Annotated in this window: 13 protein-coding genes and 1 other RNA gene; 1 reads left to right on the top strand and 13 read right to left on the bottom strand. The window is 72.3% G+C overall.

The window, feature by feature from the left end:
• Positions 1–39 precede the first annotated feature (39 nt).
• The 9 genes from CLV68_RS28525 to rnpB form a co-directional block, all read right to left on the bottom strand.
• On the bottom strand, positions 40–243 hold the full coding sequence (locus CLV68_RS28525) for a hypothetical protein (RefSeq protein ID WP_121393985.1): 204 nt from the start codon (positions 241–243) through the stop codon (positions 40–42).
• Between the two features lie 9 nt (positions 244–252).
• Positions 253–729: a hypothetical protein gene (locus tag CLV68_RS28520; protein ID WP_121394065.1), complete on the bottom strand. Its 477-nt coding sequence runs from the start codon at positions 727–729 to the stop codon at positions 253–255.
• 20 nt (positions 730–749) lie between these two features.
• Complete coding sequence (locus CLV68_RS28515; RefSeq protein ID WP_121393983.1) at positions 750–1,757, bottom strand: C40 family peptidase; 1,008 nt, start codon at positions 1,755–1,757, stop codon at positions 750–752.
• Positions 1,754–2,377, bottom strand: coding sequence for a hypothetical protein (locus tag CLV68_RS28510; protein ID WP_121393981.1), 624 nt, complete (start codon positions 2,375–2,377; stop codon positions 1,754–1,756). The genes CLV68_RS28515 and CLV68_RS28510 overlap by 4 nt, the downstream gene beginning before the upstream one ends.
• Positions 2,378–2,380: 3 nt before the next feature.
• Positions 2,381–4,501, bottom strand: coding sequence for a magnesium transporter (locus CLV68_RS34310; protein WP_170224639.1), 2,121 nt, complete (start codon positions 4,499–4,501; stop codon positions 2,381–2,383).
• 97 nt (positions 4,502–4,598) lie between these two features.
• Entirely contained in the window at positions 4,599–7,388 is a 2,790-nt protein-coding gene (locus CLV68_RS28500) for an ATP-binding protein (protein WP_425454887.1), read from the bottom strand.
• A 127-nt stretch (positions 7,389–7,515) separates the two neighbouring features.
• On the bottom strand, positions 7,516–8,046 hold the full coding sequence (locus CLV68_RS28495; protein ID WP_121393977.1) for a hypothetical protein: 531 nt from the start codon (positions 8,044–8,046) through the stop codon (positions 7,516–7,518).
• A 19-nt stretch (positions 8,047–8,065) separates the two neighbouring features.
• The gene (locus tag CLV68_RS28490; protein ID WP_245782706.1) at positions 8,066–8,356 is read right to left on the bottom strand and encodes a hypothetical protein; all 291 of its coding nucleotides are present in this window, start codon (positions 8,354–8,356) and stop codon (positions 8,066–8,068) included.
• Positions 8,357–8,721: 365 nt separating this feature from the next.
• An RNA gene (gene rnpB / locus CLV68_RS28485) (RNase P RNA component class A) lies at positions 8,722–9,110 on the bottom strand.
• A gap of 215 nt (positions 9,111–9,325) precedes the next feature.
• Here rnpB and ssuE point away from each other — a divergent pair.
• Positions 9,326–9,892: an NADPH-dependent FMN reductase gene (gene ssuE / locus CLV68_RS28480; protein ID WP_121393975.1), complete on the top strand. Its 567-nt coding sequence runs from the start codon at positions 9,326–9,328 to the stop codon at positions 9,890–9,892.
• A gap of 159 nt (positions 9,893–10,051) precedes the next feature.
• On the opposite strand, the gene CLV68_RS28475 is transcribed toward ssuE, so the two are convergent.
• From CLV68_RS28475 to cobC, 4 genes are read right to left on the bottom strand one after another with little or no spacing between them, the layout of a single operon-like run.
• Positions 10,052–11,146, bottom strand: coding sequence for a bifunctional RNase H/acid phosphatase (locus tag CLV68_RS28475; protein WP_121393974.1), 1,095 nt, complete (start codon positions 11,144–11,146; stop codon positions 10,052–10,054).
• A 2-nt stretch (positions 11,147–11,148) separates the two neighbouring features.
• A complete protein-coding gene (locus tag CLV68_RS28470; RefSeq protein WP_121393972.1) occupies positions 11,149–11,886 on the bottom strand; it encodes a zinc ribbon domain-containing protein in 738 nt (245 codons plus the stop codon).
• Complete coding sequence (locus CLV68_RS28465; protein ID WP_121393970.1) at positions 11,883–12,722, bottom strand: Nif3-like dinuclear metal center hexameric protein; 840 nt, start codon at positions 12,720–12,722, stop codon at positions 11,883–11,885. Before CLV68_RS28465 ends, CLV68_RS28470 begins: the two co-directional genes overlap by 4 nt.
• The gene (gene cobC / locus CLV68_RS28460; RefSeq protein ID WP_121393968.1) at positions 12,719–13,741 is read right to left on the bottom strand and encodes an Rv2231c family histidinol phosphate aminotransferase CobC; all 1,023 of its coding nucleotides are present in this window, start codon (positions 13,739–13,741) and stop codon (positions 12,719–12,721) included. The genes CLV68_RS28465 and cobC overlap by 4 nt, the downstream gene beginning before the upstream one ends.
• Between the last annotated feature and the right edge of the window lie 586 nt (positions 13,742–14,327).

Genomic DNA, 14,327 nt, shown 5'->3' with positions numbered 1-14,327 from the left:
GGCACGGCCGCAGCCGTGCCCGGTGTCTACTCGCGGTCTCTAGTCGTCCTCGCGGTCCCAAGCCTGGTCTGCCTTGTCGGCGGCTTTGGTGCGTTCCCGCGCGATGTCCAGGGCCCGCTCGGCGGTTGCTCGGTCCGGGTACGGCCCGAGCAGGTCGACCGAGCGGCCGCGGGTGCCGTGTTCCACCTGGTTGGTCTTGGTGTTGTAGTACCAGCCGGGGTCGGGGTTGGGGTCTTCTGCCATGGTGATCAGCTAACCCCAGTTGGGGGCCTGCTGCACCGGGAAGCCGCGCGGGGGTGTGTCCTGGTTGGCGTTGTGGTGCTGGCTGGGGATGGGGTCGAGGCAGGAGACCAGGACTTCCTGGACCTCGGGGTTCTCGATGCGGCGGCCGTTGCGTTCGCGGTAGACGAGTTCGCCGTCCGTATCTATCTCGACCATGCAGCCGACCTCGGCGAGTTGGTCCTCATCCAGGTCGACCAGGCGTTCGCGGCGGGAGGGGACGACGCGGTACTCGGGCCAGTCGAGGTGGGCGTAGACCTGGTGGAACTCGTGCAGCAGGTGGGCCATGTGCTGCTGCCACGGCAGGGGCATGGCCTCGGCCAGCGACCGGGGCAGCACGACGTAGCCCTCGCTGACGCCGGGGCGGGGCGCGGTGTTGAGGAAGTCGCGGACGGGCGCGCCGGAGGCGGGGGGTCCTGGGTGGCGGGGGATCGGCCCGGGTGGGTACATGTTCACGGTGGTGCCCTTCCTCAGACCCCCGGCCGGACGGCCTGGTTCATCAGTTCGCCCTCGGTCAAGGCGACGGGCCGGATGTGCACCGGCACCCCGCTCTGCTGGGCCTCCACGATCTTGCCATCGCCGAGGTACATCGCCACGTGGTGGATGGTCCTGGGGTTGGACTCGTCGTAGGCCCAGAACAGCAGGTCGCCCGGCTGGGCCTGCTCGACGGGCAGCAGCGCGCCGGACCAGTACTGCTCGCGCGAGGTGCGGGGCAGGCTGATGCCGCCGGAGCGGTAGGACTGGACCATCAGGCTGGAGCAGTCGTAGGAGTTCTGCTGGTTGGTGGGGGCGCCCCACACGTAGGGCTTGCCCTGCTGGCCCAGCGCGAACTGGATGGCGGCGCCCGCGGCAACGGTCGGGGCGGGCAGCAGGTTGCCGAAGCCGGTGCCGCAGCCGGTGAAGTTCTCGATGTGCGCCAGTTCGCCGATGAGGTGCGCGGCCATCGACTCCCAGCGGTGGTAGCGGTCCGGGAACGCGGAGCGCTCCACGTCCTGCGCGGACTCCCCCGGGCGCTGGCTGTCCCAGTTGGGGACGTTGAGCAGCACGTCGTAGAACTTGTTGATGGCGTAGGTCGGGTTGGTGACCTGCTCCGGGGTGCCCCAGCCCATCGAGGGCCGCATCTGGAAGATGCCCAGGGAGTCGCGGTCGCCGAAGTTGAGGCTGCGCAGGCCGGACTCGGTCATGCCTGCCTGGATGGCGATCTGCCAGGCCCGGGAGCCGAGTTCGCGCTGCTTGCCGATGGTGATGATCATGGCGACGATGCCGCGCTGCTCGTCGGTGAGCCTGGCCGCGTCGGCGGCGCCGGAGCCTGCCGGGCCGGTGCTGGACGGGCCGAGTGCGGCGTTGCAGTTGCCCAGCCCGGCCGCCCTGGCCTCCTCGGCCTGGCCCTGCTGCACGACCTGGCTCACCGCCGCGGTGCTGATGACGGTGGTGACCACGGCGACCACGATGGTGCCGACGATCAGCGCGGTCTTCACCCGGACCCCTGCTGGTAGTCGGCGACCTTCCAGCCCTGCCCGGTGTCGATGACCGTCACGTGGACCGGCCCGGCGTCGGTCGGCACCTCGGCCTCGACGGACTTGGCGTACGAGGTCTCGGCGCGCACGGTGCCGGTGACCCGGGTGGCCTTGATGTTGGCCGGGTCGATCGAGCCCATGACGCCCAGGTACTCCTCGGTGGTGTACGGGCGCAGCCGTTCCAGCCAGTCCTTGCCGGAGATGCCCGACGGGTGGTCGACCCACCGCTCGGCCCACTTGGTGACCGCCTCCAGCGCCTGCGGCGGCGCTGACTCGCGGGTGGTGGGGCTGGGCGCGGAGGTGATCCTGGTCGGCAGCGGGCTGGTGGTGACCTGGGTGGAGATGCCGCGGTCAGGGATCTGACCGGGCCGAGTGGTGGTGGTCGTCGTTGTCGACGAGCCGCCCGCGCCGACCTGGGTGGTGCCCTTGGTGCCGACCACCTTCGGGACCACGATCCCGGCGGCGGTGAGCACGAGCGCGGCGATGAACACCGCCACCGCTAAGTGCCGGGGCGAGCGCAGCGGCCAGCCCCACAGCTTGCGGTACACCGCGGCCCGGCCGCGGTTGGTGCGGATCGGCACGGGTCACCTCACCACGGCGTCGGTCTCGCGCGGCCCGCTGTTGAGCGGCATCCGGCGCGGTGGCTGGTTGTCGGCGACCTCGAGGCCGCGCGAGGGCCGGTAGACCACGTGCACGGGCCTGCCAGCCACCATCTCGACATCGGCGACCCGGGGGGTCGGGTTCGGCTGGGCCTCCACCGGCGCCTCGTACTCGCCGCGCCTGCTCGACACCATCGACGGGATCACCACGGCCTCATCACCGCGGTCCCAGCCGCGGTCGGAGGCGGGCGGGGTGTCGACCGTGCGGCTGGACTGGCCGGGCCCCAGCCCTAGCCTGCCGCCACCGCCTGACCCGTCTGATCCGCCCGGCCCACCTGGCCCGCCAGGCCCGCGGGGGCCGCCGGACCCGAAGGGCCCGCCGGACCCGCCAGGTCCGTCGGGCGGGTCGTCCGGCCCGCCGCCGCCCGGTCCGCCCCACCCGCCCGATCGGCCGGACTCCAGGCGCGGCCTCGACCCATCGATGGCGGCCCTGGCGCGACGCAGGTCCATCCGCTCGGCGTGCACGGTGACCGGGTTGCTCGCCTCGGGTCGTGGCCTTCGGCCGCTGGTCCTGGCCGCCGCGCCCGCCTCGGCGGACTCCCCGGCCTCGCCCTCGCGGACCTGCTCCCAGAAGTTGTCCTGCGGGGTCGGGCCCTCGTGCTTGTTGCGGCGGAACCGGGAGAAGATCCCCGCGCCCGCGCCCGGCATCGACGCGCCCGCGGCGCCCACCGACAGCTCCAGCATCTGCCACATCCGCCGCGCGGGGCGGCCGACCAGGAAGAACACCAGGGTGACGATGGCCGCGAGCAGCATCTGGGTCAGCAGCGAGAGCTTGGCCTCCGGGGAGAAGATCAGCTCAAGGAACTTGAAGTGGATGCCCGCCAGCATCGCCAGCACCAGCACGTTGAGCACCACGGCGCCGACCGCGCGGCCGACCTTGCGCAGGATGTCGTGGTGGATCAGCGCGACCAGGCCGATCACCGGCGCGGCCAGCGCCAGCAGGCGCAGCAGCAGCTGGGCCAGCAGCACGGCGAGCTTGGCGAAGAGCTGGAACAGCGAGTAGACGATCGACTGGAACAGGGCGAGCACGCCCGCGCCGGTCCTGGAGCCGTCGGTGCCCTTGAAGTAGCCGGTCGCCGGGCCGAGCTGGGTGGCGATCGTCTTGTACTCGTTCTTCTTCGCCTGCTCGGCGGCGTTGTCGGCGTCGCGGCCGGTCACCAGGTCGTCGCGGGTCCACGCCTGCGCGTCGAGCAGTTTGCGGCCGAAGTCGCGGGCCTGCGGGGAGTCGGGGCTGCCGAACTCGCCGCGCAGCCAGTTCTCGTAGATGACCTTGTTGTGCAGGTCGGTCGGCAGGATGTGGCGCACCACCCGGTCTTCCTCCGGGTCGACGAAGCCGCCCTGGATGCCGGTGGTGGTGCGCACGATCAGGTCGTCGACGCGGTCGTAGTTGGCCACCAGGACCATCGATGACGCCGCCAACCACATGCCCGCGAACGCGAACAGCGCGCGTTTGCTGACCGTGGCCAGGTCGCCCTTCCAGATCTGGCGGAACAGCAGGATGGCCAGCAGCAGCATGAAGATGCTGAACAGCTGGGTGTAGATGTTGTCGAAGACGGAGTCGGCGGCCTTGCCGATCTGCTCGTTGAGCCCGCCGAGGACACCGCCGGTCATCAGCGTGTAGTGCAACGAGTTCGTGGCGCCGACGATGTTCTTCGCCATGTTGAACAGCTCGTTGCCAGCCCAGTTGTCGATCGTGGCGCCCGGGTCGCTCACCCCGGCTGGCACGAGACCACCGCAGGACTCGTCGTAGACGTGCCAGACCATGCCCGCGAACCCGTAGACCAGGTACGGGCTGTCGGCCTCGCCGTTGCCCTGGGGCGGGTCGATCGCGCCGACCATCCCCGCGCCGGGGCGCTCCGGGTTGGGCACGCAGGAGTCGTTGGCCTGCGCCAGCGCCGGGCTGCCGATGACCGCCTGCAGCGCCACCACGCCGATCACGGCCACCATCGACCAGGACCGGCGCGACATCGCCGTGCCGCGTTGTCTCCTCCGCCGCCGCGCCGCGAGGAGCAGCGTGGCGGCGGCCACCACCAGGAGCGTGATCATGTGACGTCCACCAACCTCGCCGGGCTCGGGCAACCGGGCACTAGCTTGATCAACTTAGCCAACCGGACAACGCCGCGGACAGGGTCCGCACCGGTACTCATGCCGCGTCCTCGCGACCGCGCTTCTTACCGCCCCCTGGCTCGTCCCCGCCACCGCCGGGCACCGGCTCGCCGATGAAGTCCTCCTCGGTGAGGCCGAGTTCGAACTCCGCGGCCCGCTCGAACTCCTCGTCGGTCGCCGACCCGTCCAGCGGCTCGAACTCGTACTCGCTCGGCGGGGTCGGCGCCGGGATCTGCTGCGGCTCGACGACCTGGCGGCCGACCTCGCGCTGCGCGTCCGGGGTGGTGTCCATGACGGTGCGCAGGTGGTTGAGGTGCTCGCCGGACAGGTCGACCCGGATGCGCTCCACACCGCCCGCGCCGTCGCCGAAGATGAACTGCCGCGGCGAGGTGTCGCGCTCGGTCATGCCGCGGTGCGCGCCCGGCCTGCGGCCGAGGCTGGCGACCACCTGCTCGTAGCCCGCGCCGATCGGGACCTTGAGCAGCCGCAACGCGTCCGCCTGAGCGGCGTCGTCGTCGAGGCGGCCGATGAACACCGAGTCCAGCAGCGTCACGAAGCCCTGGATCTTGAGGAAGTCGGCCGGGATCTGCGAGGACAGCAGGACCCGGACGTTCCACTTGCGGGAGTCGCGGGCGAAGCGGTTCATCAGCACCCGGCCGGTGGGCACCTCGGAGAGGAAGAACGCCTCGTCGATCCAGACGCCCTTGCGCATGTCCTTGGGCTTGTCGTAGATCGAGCGCTGGGTGAGCCAGGCGGCCAGGTTGAGCATCTCCACGCCGAGCGCCTCGGCGTCGGTCCAGTGCTCGCGGCCGACGCCGTCCTTGGGCAGGGTCAGGCCCGCCATGGTCAGCACGGTCATCCGGTCGTCGCGCTGCTCGTCGTAGGGGTCAGCGCCGCGCTCGGGGATGAGCAGCGACATCCGCTCCTTCATCTCGTCGAGGAAGTCGGCGACCACGACGGCGTGCTCGTGGTGCTCGCTGGCGTCGCGGCGCAGCGCCTCGAACACCAGGCTCGGGTCGGCGTCGACCCGGCCGCCGACGGTGCGCACGGCGCGCAGCAGCACGATCCGGCTCTGCGGCAGCCTGGCCACCTCGTAGGGCAGCAGGCCGGTGAGCACGTCGAGCACCAGGCGGCGGCGGGTCGCGGCGGCCAGCGCCTTCTCCCGGCGCCACGCGCGCTCCGGGTCCTCCTCGTCCAGGAAGTGGTCGATCTTGGGCTCGGCCACCACCCGGTACGGGTTGAGGATGCCCGCCTGGGCGTTGAGCAGGTTGATCGGCCGCGCGTAGGGCCGCAGCTCCGGCAGGTCGCAGAGCCGGGCCAGCGGGCCGGACGGGTCGAGGATCGTCCAGTGCGCCCCGGCCCGCAGCGTCTTGTAGACGATGCCGCCGCCGAGGAAGGACTTGCCGCCGCCGAGGCCGGCGACCATCGCGGTCAGCCCGGAGCCGTCGCGGATCTCCTGGGCCATCCACGGGTCCCACGCCACCGGGCGCCGGGTCGCGGTGCAGGTCTCGCCGAGCAGGATGCCGCGCCGGTCGCCGACCTCCGCGGTCGCGGTAGGCACAGCGGAAGCGGCCCACACAACGGAACCACGGCGCAGGTAGGCGCTAGAGGCCAACGGCTCACCGGGGATGAACTCGCGCGCCATCGCGTACTGCGCCTCGGGGTGCTCGATGGCGACCTTCGGCTTGTAGAGGTCCAGCAGCTGCTGGGCCAGGCGCAGCGCGTCGCGCTCGGTCGGGCCGGACACCGCGAGCCGCCACCACGAGCGCACCCGGGTGGCCAGCGCGGTGAAGCCCGACGTCATCTCGTCGTCGATCTCCAGCACCCGGCTCGCCTGCCGCGCCAGCGACTGCGGCGGCTCCAGCTCGTGCTCGTCGGTGTAGTGCTTGACCTGCGAGCGGACCTTGTTCATCTGCCGCTGCAGCTCGCCGGAGACCTCCTCCGGCTTGCGCACGTACAGCCGCGCGGACCACTCGACGGAGGCGGGCAGCCGGTCGCTGCGCTGCACCCACGGGTCGTCGATCTCGGGGATCTGCAGGCCGTGCATCATGCCGACGGTCAGCACGGTCACGTGCCGGGTGACGCCCGCGTTGGAGCCGGTGCGGCCGCGGACGGTCACGGTCGGGGAGTACGGGTCCTGGTGGAAGTCGGCGGCGTCGGTGAAGCTCGCCAGGTCTTCCGGTTCCCAGGCGGCGCCGGGCACGGCGGGCATGTTGCGCGGCGCGGGGAGCCCGAGCGAGCACGACCGGTGCATCAGCCAGGACATCTCCTCGGCGGTCGCCGGGCGGCCCTCCAGACCGGCCGAGCCGATCACCTGGTCGAGGTGCTCGACCTCGCTCTCGATGGCCAGCAGCTCGGCGTCCACCGCGTCGGGGAACACCTTGCGCAGCAACGGTGCCGCGCGCTCGACAGCCCGGTCGACCACGTTGCGGGTCTGCACCTGGACACCCAGGTAGACCTCCTTCTCCGCCATGGAGCGGCCGAGGAGCTGCTGCTGCTCACCGATGAGGTAGTCGTCGAAGCTCAACGCGCCCGGCACGTCCGGCAGCCGGTTGACCGCGTTGTGCACGTGCGCCTCGGCCCACATCCGGATCGGGTACGGCCGGGTGGTGACCCGCAGGTGCAGCCACCGGCCAGCCAGCTCGGCGTACTGGCCCGCGATGGCGGCGACGAGGTCCTGGCGTTGCGAGTCGGAGCGGAACGACCAGCGCTGCGGGGCGAGCCGGTACCAGGCGTAGACGTCGGTGCCGGTGCGCAGCAGGTGCCCGTCGATGGTCCTGGCCGCGATCTCGGGGGTGTAGCTGGGCATGGCGGCCTCGCCGGGCAGCCGTTTGCCCGCCTTGCGCGGTGCCTGGGCCTGTTCGTAGCGCGCGCTGTGCCGGGTGCGCCCCGGTTGGGGCACGCGGTCGTGCGGCTGGCCCGCCGGATAGGGCGCGAGGGTGTCCCGCTCGCGCTTACGGCGTCCGAACACCGCTGCCCTCCCTGTTCCTCGTGTTCCTGGCGTAACCGGCCTTGCTGGGTGCCGCGGGCGGGTTGGCCGTGCGCGCGACCCTGGCGCGGCGACGGGCTTCTTCGGCCCTACGGGCAGTCTTGGCGCGACGGCGGTCGGGGCCGCGTCGGTCCCGGCGGGGTAACTCGGGGCGCACGCGCACACCGGCCGCGCTGACCGCGCCCCCGTTGCCGGAGGTGGTCTCGCGCGGGCTGTTGAGCTCGCGGACCCACATGGTGAGCACCGCGCCGAGCGGGCGCTCGTGGCTGATCCTGGAGCAGATGACCATGGTCAGCCCGATGGTGGCGACCAGCCCCCAGGCGAACGACCAGAACAGGCCGACCCCGAGGTTGCGCAGCACGGTCAGCGCCAGCAGGAAGACAACGGTGCCGACCCCCCAGGCCACGTACCGCGCGCGGAACGGGAAGGTGGCCTTGGGCGGGCCGAGCCACACGGCGTCGACCCGGTAGACCTCGTCGTCGGTGCGTATCCGCACGTGAGTTCCCCGCGCCTGGTCAGCCGGTGAACAGACCGGCGAGCCAGCGGCCGATGCCCTCACCGGCGTTGGTCACCGCGAGGCCGACGATGGCGAGCGCGACGATCACACCGCCGAGCCTGCGCATCACGCCCGCGTTGTCCCCCTTGCCGCCGCCGAGCCAGAGCAGCAGGAGCGCGACCACCAGCAGCAGCAGCGGGATGATGTTGTCGAGGATCCAGGTGCGCAGGTTGCCGGTGTCGATGTCGGTCTGCGGTGGCTGCTGCTGCTGGGCGAGGTCGAAGAGGGCGGCGATGGTCGGGCTAGTCATCTCGATCTCCCAAGTGCGCGGAAAGCGTCGGGGCGCCGTGCTGCCGCGCGACAGGTCTGTGCGGTGCCAGTCGAGTACAGCACGACCGGCACATCGTTGTCATTACTAACGGTAGCTAGCAGGATGCGTTCCGTAGAGGCCGGTGGCCCTCCTCTGTCCCGTCCGGCTGCCATCTGACCACACCATCATCATCCTGGCGGGGCCGGTCAGGACCCACGACCACCCGATTTTCCTAGTCCGGGGGCCGGTTCACCCGCACGCGCGATCATCGACCACCGAGAGTGACGCAATTCACAGCGAATTTCCCGGCGCGGCGCGTGCGGAACTACTCCAATCGGTGTAGGCGACCGTTTGGTCTACAGGGGCGGGCGAGCCGACGTTTAAGCCGGATCCTGTATCCCGAGACCCGCGTCTCGGGCGGCGACCATCCATCTAGACCTACCGTTGCCGGCAGGCTCGTGCGGCCTACCCGCAGACTCGGGCGGGCAGCCCTCGAACGTCTGCGCAGGGGTCTCACGACCCCTTCTTGGCCTTGCTCCGGGTGGGGTTTACCTAGCCACCCCGGTCACCCGGGGTGCTGGTGGTCTCTTACACCACCGTTTCACCCTTACCCAGCCGTGAGGCCGGGCGGTCTCTTCTCTGTGGCACTGTCCCGCGAGTCACCTCGGGTTGCCGTTAGCAACCACCCTGCCCTGCGGAGTCCGGACTTTCCTCGTCGGTGCTCGCGCACCGCCGCGGCCGCCCGGTCGACTCGCCCGCGGCACAAGGATAGAGGGGTCCACCCAGCGGTCCGCACGTCCCATGGCGTGGACGCCGTTGAGCCCTCCCGACCTGGACTGATCTACTGCGGGTATGTCCGGTGACCGAGTTCTCACCCGGCGCAGGCACGTGGACTTCCTGCTCCTCGCGGGCGGCGGTTGTCGTCGCTGACACACCCCGTCACCGACCCGCCGACCACAGGGGGATCCCGTGGGCACCATCCTGATCATCTCCGGCAGCCCGTCGCCGTCCGCCCGCGCGGGCGTGCTCGTGCGGCACGTGTCCGACGAGCTGCGCGGGCTCGGCGACCGGACGCGGCTGCTGAGCGTGCGCGACCTGCCCACGGTGGCGCTGCTGGCCGAGGACACCGCCGACCCGGCCATCGCCGCGGCCATCGACGAGGTCGCCGCCGCGGACGGCATCGTGGTGGCCAGCCCGGTCTACCGCGCCGCCTACAGCGGGCTGGTGAAGTCGCTGCTGGACCTGCTGCCGTCCGGCACCCTGGCAGGCAAGGCGATCCTGCCGCTGGCCACCGGCGGCACCCAGGGGCACCTGGTGGCCATCGACGGCGTGCTGCGGCCGCTGCTGTTCGCCATGGGCGCCACCAAGGTGCTCGCCGGGCACTTCGTGCTCGACCAGATGATCGCCGACGAGCACGAGGGCTCGCACGTGCGCCCGCTCGCGGCCGCCGCGCTCGGCGAGGTGCTCACCGGGTTCTCCGAGACCGTGCGGCGCAGGCGACCCGCCGTGGTCCCGCTGGTCCCCCTCACGGGCTGACCACCGAGTCGGACGGAGGACGTCCCCGCCAAGCCGAGGACAAAGCAGGGCGACGATGCCAGAGCGTCCCCGCCAAGCCGGGAACGACGCCGGAACGTCCCCCGCCAAGCCGGGAACCATGCCGGGCGGGGATGTGGGGGCGGGTGGCGGGGGAGAGTGTCACAAATGCGAGATGTCGTTGACCAGGCGCACGGAGGCGTTGCCGTCGGGGTAGAACTCGACGATCGACAGCGACGCCAGGTCGAGGTGCAGCCGGAACAGCAGCGACGGCCCCACGTCCAAACCCAGGCGCAGCAACGACTTGATGGGCGTGACGTGGCTGACCACCAGCACGGTGCGGCCCGCGAACTCCTCCACCAGCTCGTCGCGCACCTCGGTGACCCTGCGGTGCACGGCGTCGAAGCTCTCCCCGCCCGGCGCGGTGACCGAGGTGTCGGACAGCCAGCGGCGGTGCAGGTCCTGGTCGCGTTCGGCGGCCTCGGTGAAGGTCAGGCCCTCCCAGCGGCCGAAGTCGGTCTCCAGCAGCCCGCTGTGGGTGCGCACCCGGCCACCGGTCTCGGCGGCGACGGCGGCCGCCGTCGCGGCGGTGCGGGCCAGCGGCGAGGCGAGGATGGGGGTGTCCGCGTCGACACCGTCCAGCTTGGCGATCCGGCGACCGGCGGCCGCCGCCTGGGAGGCGCCCAGCTCGGTCAGGTCGACGTCGCCGCGGCCGGAGTAGCGGCGGTCCACCGACATCGGGGTCTGCCCGTGCCGCAACAACAGGATCTTGGTCGGCGCGCCGGTGGCCCCCGACCACGAGGTCGGCGGGGTGCGGTTCTCGGAGCCGACCGGCCGCGCCGGTTCCGCCTTGGCGCCGCCCGCCTGCTCGTCCATGGCCTGGTTGGCCAGCCGGTCGGCGTACTGGTTGCGCTCGCGCGGGATCCACGTGTACGTCACGTGCTCGAACCGGGCGGCCAGCTCCCCCGCCTCGCGCGCCAGCGGCTTCATCGACGGGTGCTTGACCTGCCAGCGGCCCGACATCTGCTCGACGACCAGCTTGGAGTCCATCGCGACCTCGACCACGTCCGCGCCCACCTCGGCCGCGGCGGCCAGCGCGGCGATGAGACCCCGGTACTCGGCGACGTTGTTGGTCGCCACCCCGATCGCCTCGGCCCGCTCGGCCAGCACCTCGCCGGTGGCCGCGTCCCGGACCACCGCGCCGAAGCCCGCCGGTCCCGGGTTGCCCCGCGACCCGCCGTCGGCCTCGACCCGCACCCTCACAGGCCGGACTCCGCGGTGCGCACCATGATCGCGCCGCACTCCTCGCACTCGACCACCTCGGTGGCGGCGGTCTCGCGGATGCGGGAGATCTCCCGGCTGTCGAGCTCCAGCCTGCACGCGCCGCAGCGGCGGGCCCGCAGCAGCGCGGCCCCGATGCGGCCCTGGGCGACCCGGCGCTCGTAGAAGGCGAGCAGGTCCGACGGCAGGCCGGGCAGGATCTTGGCCCGCTCGGCGGCGCGGCGGGCGTCGACGGTGTCGAGGTCGGCCAGGTTCTCGTCGCGGCGGTGGGTCGCCTCGGCGAGCACGTGCTCGGCCTTGGCGAGCTCCACCTCGGCGTGCTTGACGTCGAGCTCGACGGCCTCGCGGCGCTCCATCAGCTCCAGCAGGTCGTCCTCCAGGACGCTCTGCCTGCGCTCCAAGGAGTGCAGCTCGTGCTCGAGGTCGGCCAGCTGCTTGGCGCCGATGGTGCCGCCCTGCAGCAGCTTGCGGTCGCGGTCCTCGCGGGCCCGGACCGCGTCGATCTCCTTCTCCTGCCTGGCCGCCTCGCGGTCGAGGTCGTCGAGCTGGGTGCGCACGGCCACCCCGGCGTCGCGGCGGGCGCGGACGGCGGTCTCGGCCGCGGTGATCTCGGCCAGCTCCGGCATGGCGGTGCGCCGGTGGCGCACCCGCGAGAGTTCGGCGTCGACCTCGGCGAGGTCGAGCAGGCGGCGCTGGACAGCGGGATCGGCTTTCACCCGGTGAACCTCCCGGTTCGGTTCGGCTCGCAAGCGGCCTGGGTGGTCCAGGGGTCGGTGCGGCGGCTGGAGACGTCGACGGTGACGGTACCGCCGAGGCCGGTGCGCAAGATCCCCGCCGCCTGGCCGCACCACGGCCACTCGCTGGCCCAGTGCGCCACGTCGACCAGCGCGGGGGCACCGGGGACGGCGAGGTGCTCGGCGGCGGGGTGGTGGCGCAGGTCGGCGGTCACGAAGGCGTCGACCCCGGCGGCGGTCGCGGTCGCCAGGTAGGAGTCGCCCGCGCCACCGGACACCGCGACGCGCTTGATCCACCGCCGCGGGTCGCCCGCGGCCCGGACACCGCCCTCGGTGTGCGGCAGCGCCCGGGCGACGCGCTCGACGAACCGCGCGAGCGGTTCCGGCTCGGCGAGCTCACCGAGCCTGCCGATGCCGGTGCGGCCGTCGGGGTTGGGGGTGAGCGGTCCGGTGACGGTGATGCCCAGCGCGTCGGCGAGGGCGTCGGAGACACCGGGATCGGCGGCGTCGGCGTTGGTGTGCGCGCAGAACAGGGCGATGCCCGCGCGGATCAGCCGGTGCACGAGCGCGCCCTTGGGGGTGTCGGCGGGGACGCCGTGCACGCCGCGCAGCAGCAGCGGGTGGTGGGCGACGACGACCTCCGCGCCGGTCTCGATCGCCTCGTCCACTGTGGACTCGGTGGGGTCGACGCAGACGAGCACCCTCGTCACGGCGTCGGCCGGGTCGCCGCAGACGAGCCCGACGGCGTCCCAGCTCTCGGCGAGCCCTGGCGGGTACGCGGCCTCCAGGACCCGGACCACGTCGGCGACGGTGCTCATGATCGAACCTCCAACTCGGCCTTGAGTGCGGCCACCAGCGGCGCGCACTCGCGCGGCGACCGGACCGCGAGGCGCAGGTGGTCGGGCCCGAGCCCGGGGAAGGTGTCGCCCCGGCGGACCGCGAACCCCCGCTCGCGCAACGCGTGCCGGATCCGCTCGCCGGCGGGCACCTCGACCAGCAGGAACGGCGCCACCGGGTCGCCGAGCACGAAGTCTCCCAGCTCGGCCTGGAGCGCCTCCCGGTGCGCGGCGGCGTCGAGGGCGGCGATCTCGGACTCGGCCAGCGCTGGCGCCTCGCAGCAGGCGGTGACGGCTTCCAGGGTGAGCGTACCGACCGGCCACTGTGGACGGTTCCTGGCGAGCTCGGCGAGCAGGTCGGGGTGGCCGATGACGTAGCCGGCGCGCAGGCCGGGCAGGGCCCAGGTCTTGGTGAGGCTGCGAAAGACCAGGGTGTTCGGCTCGCCGGCGAGGGTCTCGGGTTCACCGGGGACGGCGTCCATGAACGCCTCGTCGACGAGGACGGTGCGGTCCTGGGCGAGTTCCCGGATGGTGTCGGCGGGGTGCAGGGTCGAGGTGGGGTTCGTGGGGTTGCCGACGACGACCAGGTCGGCGTCCCTGGGGACGCGGTCGGGGTGGAGCAGGAAACCGTCGGCCTGGTCGAGGAGCACGCGGTGCACCGGCACCCCGGCGCTGCGCAACGCGACCTCGGGCTCGGTGAACGACGGATGCACAACCGCGGCCAGGCTGTGGACAACCCGCGGAACCAGCGAGAACCCCTCCGCGGACCCGTTGAGCACCATCACCGCGTCGGCATCACACCCGTGCCGCGCCGCGACGGCCTCCCTGGCCCTGCGGTCCTCAGCCGCCGACGGGTACACCCCCACCCGGTCCAACGCCTGGACCAACCGCTCCCGCAACCACTCGGGGGGCCGCCCCCCACGCACATTGACCGCGAAGTCCACCAACCCCGGGACGGCATCCACATCACCGTGGTGCCGAAGCAAGTCATCCCTGGTCATCCCCCCAATCCTAAGCCGCCCACCCACCCCCACCCACACCCGTCCCACATCTAGCGGCCCCGCTCCCCAGCACCGACGCCAAGCGATCACCCCCGCCAGCCACCGGACAACCCACCACGCGACGCACCCTTACCCACCAGAACCGACTCGCGTACCGCACCCAGGCGTCCCCACCGCTCACCAAGGCGAACTCCCCCACCGAACCCAGGCGACCTCCACCAGCAACCGTCCGCCCACCACACCCAAGCGCACTGATCTACCGCACCCTGGCTGCCAGTACCCCGCACGTCTCGCCACCGCGCCGTCGGGCACCCCACCCACTGCCGCCCCTTCGGCGTCCACCCCTGCCTCGGCCGCCGCGTGTCACCCACTGCGGCCACCCCACCAGGCCCGACTCGCGTGCTCGCACCCAAGCGGCCCCCATCGAGACCGGCTCGCCCGCCGTGCTCAAGCACCCCAACTGCCTGTTTGCCCACCAGCCACCGGGTCGCTACCGCACGCGAGCAACCCCGGCCACGTACCGCCACCCCACCAAACCAGCTCGCGCGCCCACCTAGGCACCCCCACCAGGACCGACTCGCGTACT

The organism is Actinokineospora cianjurensis (genome assembly GCF_003663795.1).
GTDB lineage: Bacteria > Actinomycetota > Actinomycetes > Mycobacteriales > Pseudonocardiaceae > Actinokineospora > Actinokineospora terrae.
The sequence above is the reverse complement of the archived record's forward strand: the minus strand, read 5'-3'. Positions and strand labels throughout refer to the sequence as shown.

Bases quoted from the DNA above. Each gene is read 5' to 3' on its own strand.
- CLV68_RS28525 (WP_121393985.1), bottom strand. From the start codon at position 243: ATGGCAGAAGACCCCAACCCCGACCCCGGCTGGTACTACAACACCAAG.
- CLV68_RS28520 (WP_121394065.1), bottom strand. From the start codon at position 729: ATGTACCCACCCGGGCCGATCCCCCGCCACCCAGGACCCCCCGCCTCC.
- CLV68_RS34310 (WP_170224639.1), bottom strand. From the start codon at position 4,501: ATGATCACGCTCCTGGTGGTGGCCGCCGCCACGCTGCTCCTCGCGGCG.
- CLV68_RS28490 (WP_245782706.1), bottom strand. From the start codon at position 8,356: ATGACTAGCCCGACCATCGCCGCCCTCTTCGACCTCGCCCAGCAGCAG.
- CLV68_RS28465 (WP_121393970.1), bottom strand. From the start codon at position 12,722: ATGAGCACCGTCGCCGACGTGGTCCGGGTCCTGGAGGCCGCGTACCCG.
- cobC (WP_121393968.1), bottom strand. From the start codon at position 13,741: ATGACCAGGGATGACTTGCTTCGGCACCACGGTGATGTGGATGCCGTC.